The 12,927-nt window shown below is 71.8% G+C and carries 15 protein-coding genes; 9 read left to right on the plus strand and 6 right to left on the minus strand.

Annotated elements, in window-relative coordinates; all coding sequences use genetic code 11:
- Window positions 1-3 precede the first annotated feature (3 nt).
- The 3 genes from CP980_RS29185 to CP980_RS29195 all read right to left on the minus strand — a co-directional run bounded on the left by CP980_RS29185 (window position 4) and on the right by CP980_RS29195 (window position 2,393).
- Window positions 4-633, minus strand: a complete 630-nt coding sequence (locus CP980_RS29185) for a TetR/AcrR family transcriptional regulator (RefSeq protein ID WP_150529425.1) — start codon at window positions 631-633, stop codon at window positions 4-6.
- Window positions 634-835: 202 nt separating this feature from the next.
- Entirely contained in the window at window positions 836-1,774 is a 939-nt protein-coding gene (locus tag CP980_RS29190) for a M56 family metallopeptidase (RefSeq protein WP_150529426.1), read from the minus strand.
- A 91-nt stretch (window positions 1,775-1,865) separates the two neighbouring features.
- Complete coding sequence (locus CP980_RS29195; RefSeq protein ID WP_150529427.1) at window positions 1,866-2,393, minus strand: DUF5134 domain-containing protein; 528 nt, start codon at window positions 2,391-2,393, stop codon at window positions 1,866-1,868.
- A 147-nt stretch (window positions 2,394-2,540) separates the two neighbouring features.
- On the opposite strand from CP980_RS29195, the gene CP980_RS29200 reads away from it, so the two are divergent.
- Window positions 2,541-3,080, plus strand: a complete 540-nt coding sequence (locus CP980_RS29200; protein ID WP_132758833.1) for a GNAT family N-acetyltransferase — start codon at window positions 2,541-2,543, stop codon at window positions 3,078-3,080.
- Between the two features lie 19 nt (window positions 3,081-3,099).
- Here CP980_RS29200 and CP980_RS29205 read toward each other — a convergent pair whose 3' ends face one another.
- Window positions 3,100-3,792 carry a glycerophosphodiester phosphodiesterase gene (locus tag CP980_RS29205; protein ID WP_132758834.1) on the minus strand — a complete coding sequence of 231 codons (693 nt, stop codon included), beginning with the start codon at window positions 3,790-3,792 and terminating at the stop codon, window positions 3,100-3,102.
- A 189-nt stretch (window positions 3,793-3,981) separates the two neighbouring features.
- Window positions 3,982-4,617 (minus strand): PadR family transcriptional regulator, encoded by a 636-nt coding sequence (locus CP980_RS29210; protein WP_165937340.1) that lies wholly within the window; start codon window positions 4,615-4,617, stop codon window positions 3,982-3,984.
- Window positions 4,618-4,666: 49 nt separating this feature from the next.
- Between CP980_RS29210 and CP980_RS29215 the strand changes: the two genes are divergently transcribed.
- The 6 genes from CP980_RS29215 to CP980_RS29240 all read left to right on the plus strand — a co-directional run bounded on the left by CP980_RS29215 (window position 4,667) and on the right by CP980_RS29240 (window position 11,270).
- The gene (locus tag CP980_RS29215) at window positions 4,667-5,788 is read left to right on the plus strand and encodes an LLM class flavin-dependent oxidoreductase (protein WP_150529428.1); all 1,122 of its coding nucleotides are present in this window, start codon (window positions 4,667-4,669) and stop codon (window positions 5,786-5,788) included.
- 225 nt (window positions 5,789-6,013) lie between these two features.
- Window positions 6,014-7,420, plus strand: coding sequence for a DUF6421 family protein (locus tag CP980_RS29220; RefSeq protein ID WP_180291181.1), 1,407 nt, complete (start codon window positions 6,014-6,016; stop codon window positions 7,418-7,420).
- Between the two features lie 26 nt (window positions 7,421-7,446).
- Complete coding sequence (locus CP980_RS29225; protein ID WP_123515699.1) at window positions 7,447-8,217, plus strand: SDR family NAD(P)-dependent oxidoreductase; 771 nt, start codon at window positions 7,447-7,449, stop codon at window positions 8,215-8,217.
- On the plus strand, window positions 8,214-9,275 hold the full coding sequence (locus CP980_RS29230) for a threonine aldolase family protein (protein WP_189998512.1): 1,062 nt from the start codon (window positions 8,214-8,216) through the stop codon (window positions 9,273-9,275). The genes CP980_RS29225 and CP980_RS29230 overlap by 4 nt, the downstream gene beginning before the upstream one ends.
- A 72-nt stretch (window positions 9,276-9,347) precedes the next feature.
- On the plus strand, window positions 9,348-9,965 hold the full coding sequence (locus CP980_RS29235; protein ID WP_150529429.1) for a transglutaminase-like domain-containing protein: 618 nt from the start codon (window positions 9,348-9,350) through the stop codon (window positions 9,963-9,965).
- A gap of 81 nt (window positions 9,966-10,046) precedes the next feature.
- Entirely contained in the window at window positions 10,047-11,270 is a 1,224-nt protein-coding gene (locus CP980_RS29240; protein ID WP_150529430.1) for an alginate lyase family protein, read from the plus strand.
- Window positions 11,271-11,344: 74 nt separating this feature from the next.
- On the opposite strand, the gene CP980_RS29245 is transcribed toward CP980_RS29240, so the two are convergent.
- A complete protein-coding gene (locus CP980_RS29245) occupies window positions 11,345-12,067 on the minus strand; it encodes a lysophospholipid acyltransferase family protein (RefSeq protein ID WP_132758839.1) in 723 nt (240 codons plus the stop codon).
- A 248-nt stretch (window positions 12,068-12,315) separates the two neighbouring features.
- On the opposite strand from CP980_RS29245, the gene CP980_RS29250 reads away from it, so the two are divergent.
- Entirely contained in the window at window positions 12,316-12,657 is a 342-nt protein-coding gene (locus CP980_RS29250; RefSeq protein WP_132758840.1) for a thioredoxin family protein, read from the plus strand.
- A 134-nt stretch (window positions 12,658-12,791) separates the two neighbouring features.
- On the plus strand, window positions 12,792-12,872 hold the full coding sequence (locus CP980_RS36765) for a putative leader peptide (protein WP_353962368.1): 81 nt from the start codon (window positions 12,792-12,794) through the stop codon (window positions 12,870-12,872).
- Window positions 12,873-12,927: the final 55 nt, after the last annotated feature.

Below are 12,927 nucleotides of genomic sequence, written 5' to 3' on the forward strand. Positions count from 1 at the left end.
GGCTCAGCCTGAGGGGGGAAACGCCGGGCCGGGCGGCCCGCCGTCCGGCGGGAAACCGAGCTCCCAGTCCAGCCCGTACCGCTGGAACAGCTCCGCCCTCAGCCGCGCCGCCGGCATCGGGGCCCCCGGCAGCAGGACCGCGACCACCGCGCCCATCAGCAGCGCCCGCAGCAGCGGGTAGTCGGTGTCCACGTCCGCCGACCCGTACCGCGTGACCGTGTCCCGGAGCAGCTCCGCCAGCCGCTGCTGCTCCGGGCACTGCACGAACCCCTCGGCCTGGAGGATGCCCGCCATGTGCGTCCGCATCAGCAGCGGCTCGTCGCGGGCGAGCCCGAGGACCGCGTCGACGGCGCGGGCGAGGCGCTCGCGGCCGTCATCGGTGCGCGGCTCGCGTTCCAGCGCCTCCTCCAGCGTCAGGTGCATCAGCCGGTGCACCGCCGACTGGAGCAGTTGCCGCTTGCCCGGGAAGTAGTACGAGACCAGGCCGCGGGCCGTGCCCGCCCGATCGGCGATGTCGCCGAGGGTCGTCGCCTCGTAGCCGCGTTCGCCGACGAGTTCGACCGTGGCCTGGAGCAGCCGCTCCCGGGAACGTCTGCGCAATTCTTCATTGACCGATGCGCTGCGCGGGGACATGCTTACTCCTGCGTTGACTGGCTCCCAGCCAATATACTCAGCGCACGGGGTCGCCTGCTCTGGGTGACGCGGGGGATCACCCAGAGCAGGGACTTCCACACCTCGGCAGAGCGACGGGTTCCGGCCCGGTCCGCCCGCGTGGGCGCGCTCAGGGGCTTGCGCTCGGGCGAGAGCGCCAAGGCGAGTGCTCGGGCGGTAGCCCTCAGGCGAGTGCGCTCAGACCCGGCATCAGGGCGATCACGAGCGGGATCACCGGGACCAGCGTGGCCAGTGCGGTCAGGCGCAGCCTGCGGCCCGCCGACAGCCGCGGCGCCGCCGACAGCAGCCGCCGCACCCGCTCCGACACGTGCGGCTGCGGGCTCGGGTACGCACCGAAGACGCCCCGGTCCTCGTTGAGCCCGACCAGGGCCAGCGCGATCGTCAGCCTCCCGAACCGCCGCGAGGCCACGTCGTCGGCGGCCAGTTCGACGAGCCGGTGCATCTCCGCCTCGAACGCCGCGAACACCGGCACCTGCGGGAATCCCCCCGCCAGCGCCCGCGAGCAGTGCAGCAGCCAGTCGTGCCGGGCCTGCGCGTGCCCCTGCTCGTGCGCCAGTACGGCGTCCAGCTGGCTCCCCTTGAGCCGGCCGAGGGCGGCCGTCGTCACCACCAGCTGCGGGGCCGCGCCCGGCAGCCACCACGCGTCCGGCCGCGTCCCCTCCAGTACGACGAGCCGGGCGCCGCCCGGGTCCTCCCCGGGCAGCAGCGGAGCCCGTACGAGCAGCTCGGCGCCCTGCACCCGGCGCCGGGCCCGCGCCCGCAGCACCTCCCGGGTCAGCCGGGCCCCGGTCCACAACCCGCCGCCGGCCAGGGCCAGGGCGGTCCCCGTGGCCCACGCGCCGCCCGTCGGGCCCAGCGCGTACGCGTCGACCACCCCGTGCGGGGCCGCCGCGAAGAGCCGCCCCCGGACCGCCAGCCAGGCGGCCGCCGCGCTCAGCAGCATCGACAGGGCGAAGCACAGGAGCACCGCCCCCACCACGCACTGCCACACCCACAGGGCGACGACGGGCTCCCGCTCGGGCCATTGGGCCCGGGCCAGCAGCCGGGGAGCGAGCACAGCGGTCAGGGCGCCGAGCAGCAGCAGTGCGGCGGGGACCATCATGTCCGCCAGCCTATGAGCGCCGGGCTACCTGCCGGTACGACCTTGCGCGATTGGTGACGCAGGACACGTTTGCCCGACCCGCACCGGACGGTCACAGGCTCAGCAGCATCGCCAACATCCCCATCCCCATGGCGAGTCGGCACGCCCGCGTCAGCTCCGCCGGCATCAGGGGCGGCCCGCCCCCGACCGGCTGCCCGGCCCCGCCCGCCGTGACCAGCCGGGCCCCGCCGAGGAGCACGTACCCCGCGAAATAGAGGAGCAGCGCCCCGGTGACGAGCGGCGGCCCCCCGCCGTGCCCGTGCCCGACGGCCATCGTCAGCGCCATGTACGCCATGGCCAGCGAGCCGACCAGGTGGTGCGCGTGGTGCAATCCGCCGCGCAGCAGCCACAGCGCGTGCAGCACGGCCCCGCTGAAGACGCCCAGCAGGATCCCCGGCCCCCACGGCCCGATGCCCGAGGGCACGGCCATCACCGCCATCCCGAAGCCCATCAGCGCCTCGCCCGCCGCGCCGCCGCGCGCGTCCGGCTCCGATCTGCGCACCCGGCGCAGGCAGTACCCGCCGCTCACGGCGCAGAGCACGACGAGCAGCCAGGCGGAGAGGGAAGCGGGCAGGGACATCGCGGGACCGTGCACGGCGGAACCCCCCGGTTCGTCGGCGTCACGGGAAGAGATGCCCCGGCCCGGACGCCCGCACGCCGGACCGGGTTAGGCTCTCCTTGCCGCACCGGGCATGTCATATGCCGTTGAGCCGAACGGGAGCCTTTGATGTCGACCGCCCACTCCACCGCCCTGAACTTCCGCAGCGCCGTGGAGGCGGACGTACCGGACCTGGTGGCCCTCGTGGAATCCGCCTACCGAGGGGACGCCAGCCGTGCCGGCTGGACCACCGAGGCGGACGTCCTGGACGGTCAGCGCACCGACCCCGAGGGGGTCCGCGCGATCATCGGCGCGACCGACGGCGTCCTGCTCGTCGTCGAGCGCGCCGGACAGCTCGTCGCCTGCTGCCAGCTCGAACACCGCGGCGACCACGCCTACTTCGGGATGTTCGCCGTCCGTCCCGGACTGCAGGGCGGCGGCCTCGGCAAGGAGATCCTCGCCGAGGCGGAGCGCCGCGCCCGCGAGACGTGGGGCGCCAAGGAGATGCGGATGACGGTGGTGAACGTACGGGAGGAGCTCATCGCCTACTACGTGCGCCGCGGATACCGGCGCACCGGCGAAATGAGCCCCTTCCCCTACGGCGACGAGCGCTTCGGCGTCCCGCTCCGCGACGACCTGGCCTTCGAGCTGCTGGTCAAGCCGCTGTAGCGCGCGGCGGGGGCCGCCGTCAGGCGATGAACCGGCCCGTGCTGCGGATCTCCGGGAAGTCGGTGGAGGCCCCGTCCAGTTCGAGCGCCCGCGCCACCCGCAGCTGCTGGAGGGTGTTGACGGTCCAGCCGGTCACCTTCAGCCCGGCCGCGTGGACCGCCTCCACCGTGTCCAGGGTGAGATCGCGGATGCCGAGGGCGACCGTGTTCGCCCCCACGGCCAGCGCCCGGTCCTCGACGGACCTGCCGTGGACGATGCGCAGGTCCGCGTAGAGGGTGCTGCGGACCCCCGGCAGCAGCCGGGACGTCTCGGCGAGCACCTCGTCGTGGAAGGAGGCCACCTCCACCCGCGCGCCGAGGTCGCGGCGCAGGATCAGCTCCGCCAGCGCCCTCCCGGCCGGCGCGTCCTGCACCGACACCTGGAGCGGGGTCCGGACCGCGTCCAGCACCTCCTCGAAGACCGGCACGCGCTCGCCCTGCCCGGCGTCCAGTTCGCGCAGCGCGGCCAGGGTCAGGTCGGCCACGGCTCCGGAGCCGTCGGTGGTGCGGTCCACCTCGGCGTCGTGCAGGACGACGAGCACGCCGTCCTTGCTCAGCTGCAGGTCCAGCGCGATGACGTCCATCCCGGAACGTTCCGCGCGCACGAACGACCGCAGGGTGTTCTCCGGTTCGACACCCATGACCCCGCGGTGACCGATGGTGAGGAAAGTCAAGGTTCTCTCGCTTCCGTCGACGGCGGCTCCCGCGCGGTCGCGGTGTCCCTACCGGCCGCGCGCGGTGAGGTCGCATGCTAGTGCGCCGGGGATGCGATGAGACCGCTCGTGCAGCGCCCGGAACGCGGCCTTCGGCCGGTTCCCGCCAGGGCCGTACGCCCTCGCGCGCGCCGCGCGGGCCCTGCCGCGTCACCCGGGGGTGGGCGCGTCCCCGCCGCCTTGACGATCCGCCGCCGGGTCCCCGGTACCGGACGCGTCCAGTTCCGCCAGATCGGCCAGCAGGGCCTCGCCCAGCTCCAGTTCGGCCAGGTGCTGCCGCTCGCTCCAGCGCAGCGCGAGCGCGGGGAACGCCCACTGCGGTACGTCGTCCGCCTGCGCCATGGCCTCGCGTACGGCGGCCAGTTCGCCCCGGGTCCGCTCCAGGTGCCCGCCGACCATCGCTCGCAGCAGCTCCGGCTCGGCGAGGTGGCCGAGCCAGATCCGCAGCAGCAGTCCGTGCTTGAGCACAGGGGGACCCGCCTCCGCGGTGTCCGAAGCCCAGCCGGCCAGGGCCGCGCGCCCGGCCGCGGTGATGGCGTAGCGGCGCTTGGCCCGGGCCTCCTCGGGCCCCGACCGCGTGGAGGCGGCGTACCCGAGCTCCTCCAGCCGGCGCAGTTCGGCGTAGATCTGGCTGATGGCCGGGGACCAGTAGAAGAACCGCAGGGAGGAGTCCGCCCACTTCTTCAGCTCGTACCCGGTGCGCTCCCCGGGGAAGGACAGCAGCCCGAGCACGGCCCACGCGGTCGCCGGAAGGTCTTGCTTCTTCGACGTCTGACTACTAGTCATATTCCGAATTGAAGTAAGACCGGGCACGGGACGCAACCCTGGAGGCATCGTGAAGTTCTCCGTCATCTTCGAAGCTCAGCTCGCCGACCCGACCGTGGAGCGGGAGCACCAGGTCATCCACGACTGCGTGGAGCAGGCCGTGCTCGCCGAGCAGATGGGATTCGACCGGATCTGGGCCGTCGAGCACCACTCCCTGAAGTGGTACGCGCACATGTCGGCGCCCGAGGTCTTCTTGACCTTCGTCGCGGCCCGGACGCACACCATACGCATCGGCCACGGGGTCGTCTGCATGCCCTTCAACTTCAACCACCCGGTCCGGGTGGCCGAGCGGGCCGCCATGCTCGACCTGCTCTCCGGCGGCCGCCTCGACCTGGGCGCCGGACGCGGTGGCACCGAGCAGGAGACCTCCCTGTGCGGGGTCGACCGGGAGCGCACCACGCAGGAGGTGGAGGAGGCCCTGCGGATCATCGGCAAGGCCTGGCAGGAGGAGGAGCTGGAGTACCACGGCGAGCTGATCGACATCGACCCGCACCCGATCCTGCCGCGGCCGCGGCAGACCCCGCACCCGCCGCTGTTCCTGGCGTGCAGCCGCGCCGAGACCCTCGTACAGGCCGCCGAACTGGGCGTCGGGGCCCTGGTGATGGGCTTCGCCGGGCCGGAGTCCATCGCCACGATGCGGGCCGTGTACGACGGGGCGGTGGCCGGCCGGGACGGCGCGCGCCTCGTCTCCACCGCCGTCAACGACCACTTCTCGGTGCTCTGCCCGACCATCGTGCTCGACGACCCGGACGAGGCGCGCCGGATCGGCATCCGGGGCCAGCGGTTCTTCGCCCAGTCCATCGGCCACTGGTACGGCGGGGCGGGCGTCCCCGACGAGGCGGTGGTCGCGGGCGCCGACGAGGCGGCGCAGATGCGCAGGGCGGCCGAGCAGGTGGTGGCCCGGCTGCACGAGCAGGCCATCCCGGTGCGGCCCACGTCGACGGCGACCTTCCACGCCGACCACGCGTACGGGAGCGCCGACGACGCCATCGCGTACGTGCAGCGGCTCAAGGAGGCGGGGGCCGACGAGATCATGTGCCTGATCCAGATGGGCACGGTGCCGCAGGAGGCGTGCCTGGAGACCCTGCGGCAGTGGGGCGAGAAGGTCATCCCGCACTTCCGCTCCGCCTGAGTGGCGGACGTCACCCTTTGGGGCCGCGGACTGCCGTCCGCGGCCCCAACGCCGTGTGCAGCGGGGGGCGAAAGGGGCGAACCACGCGCCCGGGCGGTGGACTGCGGGAAGAATTACGGTGTTCATAGGGGTCGAGCAGGATAATTTCCCGCGCAGGGCCTTGAGTGGAACAGGCTCGCACCCATACGCTGTGTTGACGCGAGGTTCTCCTGTGGAGGAAGTGACATGACGGAAATTCTTGTGCCGGGTTCTGGCGGTGCGGTGATAGCCGCCGGTGCCAGGGTGGTCGACCACCCTGCATGGCCCGAGCTCAAGGCCGCCGTGGAGGAGATCCGCCCCTGGCAGGCCAAGGACGGTTCCATCGACTTCGAGGCCGCGGACGCCCCGGCCCCGGCCGAGGTCGCCGCCGCAGTCGAGCGGACGATCGCCGCCGTGGAGACGCTGTCGCCGCTGCTGCCGCACGCCGCCGCGTACCACCGCGCGCTCGTCTCCGACCTGCGCAAGTGGGTCGCGGACGGCTTCAAGGTGCCGGACTTCCTCGACTCCCTGCTGGCCTTCCACCCGGCCGCCGAGCGCGCCGACGGTCTCCAGCACCTGGTCGTCTTCCCCATGTACACGCAGAACGGCAACCTCGACCGCAACTTCGAGGCCGTCGTCCTGAAGATGGTGTGGCCCGAGTGGCTCTCCGAGCTGGAGCGCACCCGGTACGACAACCCGCTCTTCCTCGGCATCACCTTCGAGGACTTCACCCCGGGCTACGACACGCACTCCGCCGTGCTCTTCCCGGAGACCATCGCCGTGCGCGAGGCCCCCGAGCGCTTCACCTGGGGCGGCATCTTCTGCGACCGCGAGGCCGCCCGCTACCGCAAGGTCACCGCGGCCGCCGTCGACATCCTGGGCATCGAGCTGCCCGAGGACATCGCCCGCATGGTCGAGGACCAGGAGCGCTGCGAGAAGGCCTTCGTCCTGTGGGACATGGTCCACGACCGCACCCACAGCCACGGCGACCTGCCGTTCGACCCCTTCATGATCAAGCAGCGCCAGCCGTTCTGGATGTACGGCCTCGAAGAGCTGCGCTGCGACCTCACGGCCTTCAAGGAGGCCGTGAAGCTGGAGTCCGAGGGCAACGAGCACGGCCGTGACGTGCAGTACGCCGTCCTCTTCGACCGGATGTTCCGCTTCCCGGTCTCGGGCGACCGCAACCGCAACTACGACGGCCTCGGCGGCCAGCTGCTCTTCGCGTACCTCCACAAGCACGACGTCGTGCGCTGGACGGACAACACGCTGAAGATCGACTGGATGCGCGCCCCGCAGGTCACCAACCAGCTGTGCGCCGAGATCGAGGACCTCTACCGGGCCGGCATCGACCGCCCGAAGCTCGTCCACTGGTTCAAGGCGTACGAGCTGGTCTCCACCTACCTCGCCCCCCACCCGGGCTCCAAGTGGGCCAAGGGCCCCGACGCCCTCGACCTCACGCAGCCTCCGCGCAAGCTCGTCGACGACGTGCTTCCCGACGAGTTTCCGCTGAGCATGTTCTACGAGGCCCTCGCCAAGAAGCTCAAGGGAGTGATCGCCTCCACGAAGGGCATCACTGCTGTGAACGCCGATTCGGCCGAGCGGGTCGCCGCGTGAGCACTCGCCCACAGGAGGCTGCACAGATGAACAGCGCTGGGAAGTCCGGGAACGGGAACGGCAAGCTCCAGGGCGCCGTGGTCGCGGTCGCCGGGGCCGGCGGCCCCGCCGGGCGCGCCGCCCTGCTCCGCCTCGCCGAGGCGGGTGCCGTGGTGGTCGCGGCCGACGCCGACCCGACGCGCCTCGCCGAGTCCGTGGACGCGGCGCGCTACGCCCACGGCGGCGCCACCGTCACCGGTGACACCGTGGACCTGCTCGACCTGGAGGCCACCAAGGCCTGGGCCGACCGCACGGAGAAGGAGTTCGGCCGGATCGACGGGGTCGTCCACCTCGTCGGCGGCTGGCGCGGCAGCAAGACCTTCACCGACGTGGACCTCGCGGACTGGGACTTCCTGGAGAAGCTCCTGATCCGCACCGTCCAGCACACCTCGCTCGCCTTCCACGACGGGCTGCTGCGCAGCGACCGCGGCCGCTACGTCCTGGTCAGCCAGTCCGGCGCGCACAAGCCGGTCGCCAACAACGCCGCGTACAACGCGGGCAAGGCGGCGGCCGAGGCCTGGACCCTCTCCCTCGCCGACTCCTTCCGCAAGGCGGGGGGCGAGGACGGCCCGGGCGCCGCGGCTGCGATCCTGGTGATCAAGGCACTGGTGCACGACGCGATGCGCGCCGAGCGCCCCAATGCGAAGTTCGCGGGCTTCACCGACGTCAAGGAGCTGGCCGAGGCCATCGCCGGCGTCTGGGAGCGGCCCGCCATCGATGTGAACGGACAGCGTCTGTGGCTCACTCCGCAACCGTGAAGACCGATGCCCACCGCCACCACGACCCGGCGGTGCGCGGATTCGCGAGCGACAACTACGCGGGGGTCCATCCGGAGATCCTGGAGGCCCTCGCCCTGGCCAACGGCGGCCACCAGGTCGCCTACGGCGAGGACGAGTACACCGAGCACCTGCAGAAGATCATCCGCAGCCACTTCGGCCCGTACGCGGAGGCCTTCCCGGTCTTCAACGGCACCGGCGCGAACGTCACGGCCCTCCAGGCCCTGACGGACCGCTGGGGTGCGGTGATCTGCGCGGAGTCGGCGCACATCAACGTCGACGAGGGCGGCGCCCCGGAGCGGATGGCCGGGCTCAAGCTGCTGACCGTCCCGACCCCGGACGGCAAGCTCACCCCCGAGCTCATCGACCGGCAGGCCTGGGGCTGGGAGGACGAGCACCGCGCGATGCCGCAGGTCGTCTCGATCACCCAGAACACCGAGCTCGGCACGGTCTACACGCCGGACGAGATCAGGGCGATCTGCGAGCACGCGCACGCGCACGGCATGAAGGTCCACCTCGACGGGGCCCGCATAGCCAACGCCGCGGCCTCGCTCGACGTGCCGATGCGCACGTTCACCAACACGGTGGGCGTGGACGTGCTGTCCTACGGCGGCACCAAGAACGGCATGATGTTCGGCGAGGCCGTGGTGGTCGTCAACCCGGACGCGGTCCGGCAGATGAAGCACATCCGCAAGATGTCGATGCAGCTCGCGTCCAAGATGCGGTTCGTGTCGGTGCAGCTGGAGGCGCTGCTCGCCAAGGACCTGTGGCTGCGCAACGCCCGGCACGCCAACGCGATGGCGCAGCGTCTCGCGGCGGGCGTGCGCGAGACCGACGGGGTGGAGATCCTCTACCCGGTTCAGGCGAACGCGGTGTTCGCGAAGCTGCCGCAGGAGGTCTCGCGGCGGCTGCAGCAGCGCTACCGCTTCTACTTCTGGGACGAGGCCGCCGGACACGTGCGCTGGATGTGCGGCTTCGACACCCAGGAAGAGGACGTGGACGGCTTCCTCCAGGCGCTGAAGGAAGAGCTCGCCCGCTGAGGGTGTGAATAGATATACCCCCGACCGTAAATCCATTGATTTGCGGTCGGGGGTATGCCTATGCTCCGGATCATGCAGCTGATCCAGCAAACCCCTGATCTCACGGCCTACCTGGCGGAGGACGAGGTCATCGACCACGGCCACCCGCTGGTGCAGGAGACCGCCGAGGCCCTCTGGCTCGCCTCCGGCGATGCATATTCATACGCCAAGGTCGCCTTCGAGTTCGTCCGCGACACCATCCCGCACTCCGCCGACTCGGGGGACCCGCGCGTCTCCTGGCGGGCTTCGGACGTGCTGCGCACCCGCAACGGCATCTGCTACGCCAAGTCCCACGCGCTGGTGGCCCTGTTGCGGGCCCGGTCCATCCCGGCCGGCCTCTGCTACCAGCTGCTCGCCGACGACGACGGCTCCAACCTCGCCGTGCACGGGCTGATCGCGCTCCGGCTGCCGGGGGCCGCGAACTGGGTCCGCCAGGACCCCCGGGGCAACAAGCCCGGTGTGGACGCGCAGTTCTCCCTGGACGCCGAGCGGCTCGCCTTCCCCGTACGCCCCGAACTCGGGGAGGTCGACTACCCCGAGCTGTACGCCGCCCCGCATCCGGCCCCGCTGGCCGCCCTCCAGGGGTCGGCCGACCGGGAGGAGCTCTGGCGCAACCTCCCTCCGGAGATAGGAAAGTTTCCTGTCGGATAACGTTGTCAACTTGGCATGCGCATGGGTACTTTCGGCGGCAGGAAATCCCCGTTCCCCCCACCTCCGAACGGAAGGTGCTCCATGCGCTACGGAGTTCCCGCCGCACTGGCCTCCCTCGCCCTCGGCCTGGCCGCGGCCCTGGCCCCCTCACCCGCCGCCCAGGCCGGGCCCCCGCCCGCGCCCGCGGCCGCCCGGCCCGCGGCGGCCGCGGCCCCCGCGCAGTTCGCCCACCCCGGAGTCCTCAACAGCCGGGCCCAGCTGGACTTCGTACGCGCCAAGGTGCAGGCGGGGGAGCAGCCGTGGAAGGGCGCCTTCGACGCGATGCTCGCCAGCCCGTACGGCTCCCTGTCGCGCACGCCCAAGCCGCGGGCCGTCGTCGAATGCGGCTCGTACTCGAACCCGGACATCGGCTGCGGAGACGAGCGCGAGGACGCCATCGCCGCCTACACCGACGCCCTCGCCTGGTACGTCACCCGCGACGCCGCGTACGCGAAGAAGTCCATCGAGCTGATGGACGCCTGGTCCGCGAAGATCAAGGACCACACCAACTCCAACGCCCCGTTGCAGAGCGGCTGGGCGGGGTCCACCTGGCCGCGCGCCGCCGAGATCGTCAAGCACACGTACACCGGCGGCTGGCCGAACCAGGGGCGCTTCGCCACCATGCTCCGCGACGTCTACCTGCCCGAGGTCATCAACGGGAAGCCGAACAACAACGGCAACTGGGAACTGATCATGATGGACGCCGCCGTCGGCATCTCGGTCCACCTCGACGACCGCGCGAGCTACGACAAGGCGATGGCGATCTACCTCGGCCGGGTCCCGGCCTACTTCTACCTCGCCTCCGACGGGGCGCAGCCGGCGTACCCGCCGCGCTCGACCATCGACACCAGGAGCGAGCTGGTCGACTACTGGCAAGGTCAGAGCACCTTCGTGGACGGCCTGGCCCAGGAGACCTGCCGGGACTTCGGGCACACCGGGATGGGCATCGCCGCGACCATGCACGTCGCCGAGACCTCGCGGATCCAGGGACGCGACCTCTACCCGCAGTTCAAGGACCGCTTCCGGTACGCGCTCGGCTTCCACGCCCAGTACGAGCTCGGCGCGAAGGCGCCCTCCTGGCTGTGCGGCGGGAGCCTGACGAAGGGCATCGGCCCGGCCACCGAGGTCGGCTACAACGCCCTGCACACGCGCCTGGGCATCAGCATGGAGAACACCCGCAAGCTGACCGAGGGACGGCGCCCGGCGGGCACCGAGAACCACTTCGAGGCGTGGGAGACGCTGACCCACGCCGACAACCCCAACTGACGACCGGTCGTACGGCAGTGCGGCCCCGCCGTGAACGGCGCGGCCGCACGATCACCCGGTCCGGTGGCGGCGGATCAGCCCGCTTCCTTGACCTGGGCGGCCGTCGGCGCGGTACCGCCCAGGTGCGCCGGCAGCCACCAGGAGTCCTCGGGGCCCTTGGGCCTGGCCGGGTAGGCGCTCTGCGCGGCGTCCAGCAGCTCCTGCACCCGCTCGCGCAGGCGGCGGGTGATCGCCCCGGCGTACTGGTCGGAGGGCGCCTCGATGGGCTCGCCGACCCTCATCGTCACCGGGATGTGGCTGCGCTTGAGGTTCTTCGGACGGCCCTTGGTCCACAGCCGCTGGGTGCCCCACAGCGCCACCGGGATCAGCGGGACGCCGGCCTCCTGGGCCATGCGGGCGGCGCCCGACTTGAAGCTCTTGAGGGTGAACGACTGGGAGATCGTCGCCTCCGGGAACACGCCGATGATCTCGCCGGAGCGCAGCGAGTCGAGGGCGTGCTGGTAGGCCGTCTCACCCTGCGTGCGGTCCACGGGAATGTGCTTCATGGCGCGCATCAGCGGACCGGAGACCTTGTGGCGGAAGACCGACTCCTTCGCCATGAAGCGGACCAGGCGCTTCTGCGGCCGCGCGGTCAGGCCGGCGAAGATGAAGTCCAGGTAGCCGATGTGGTTCGACACGAGGACCGCCCCGCCCTTGCGCGGGATGTTCTCCGTGCCCTTCATGTCGATGCGGATGTCCAGCGCCTTGAAGAGGGTGTGCGCGGCGCCGATCACCGGGGGGTAGACGAACTCAGCCATGAGGGGGAGACCCCGCTTTCTGCCTGGGGAGGTGCTCCCGGCCGGAAGTTACGGCTGCGTAGGTACGCTGCCCTTGGGGATCGTGCCCCATACGCGGGCTGCTGGCCAGCCCAGACGACCGTGCCCGAGGAGATTCTCGTCACGCCGGGAATGCGGCGCGTGGCCGGGGCGCTCGGATCACCGTACGAACGCAATTCAATGATGCGGCAACGAGGTCGGCAGCGAGGTCGGCGGCGACGGGAGCAGGGGTGCACGGAGATCAGGACGCGCAGGCCACGGGGCTGACGCGGCTGGGCGCGGCCGAACTGGGCGCGGAGCCCGGGCGGCGGGCCAGCCTGGTGCAGTTCTCCAGCGCCTTCTGCCAGCCCTGCCGGGCCACCCGGCGGATCCTCGCCGACGTGGCCGGCCTGGTGGAGGGTGTCGAGCACTTCGAGATCGATGCCGAAGCCCGCCTCGACCTGGTGCGCGCCCTGGGCATCGAGAAGACGCCGACCGTGCTCGTCCTCGATGCGCGGGGGCGGATCGTGCGGCGCGCGGCGGGGATGCCGCGCAAGGCGGACGTGATCGCCGCGCTGGGCGCGGCGATATGACGTACGGGCAGGCCCGCGGGACGGCTGGCGCGACGGCCGGCACGCCGGTGCGCGCGCCCGCACGCAGCGTGACGCGCCTCGCATCTGCCCGGTGCGGCTTGACTGTGTACACGGGAGATCGCCAGGCTGGCGGCATGCGGTACGAACTCCTGCTTTACGGGCGGGTCCACGTGGACCTCGTCCGCTACGCGAGCGCGCGTTGTCGGAGCCACTGAACCGACCCGGTCCCCGACCCGACCCCGCCGCGCCCGTGCCCGCCGCCTCCGCGGC

The sequence above is a fragment of the Streptomyces vinaceus genome (assembly GCF_008704935.1).
GTDB classification, from domain to species: domain Bacteria; phylum Actinomycetota; class Actinomycetes; order Streptomycetales; family Streptomycetaceae; genus Streptomyces; species Streptomyces vinaceus.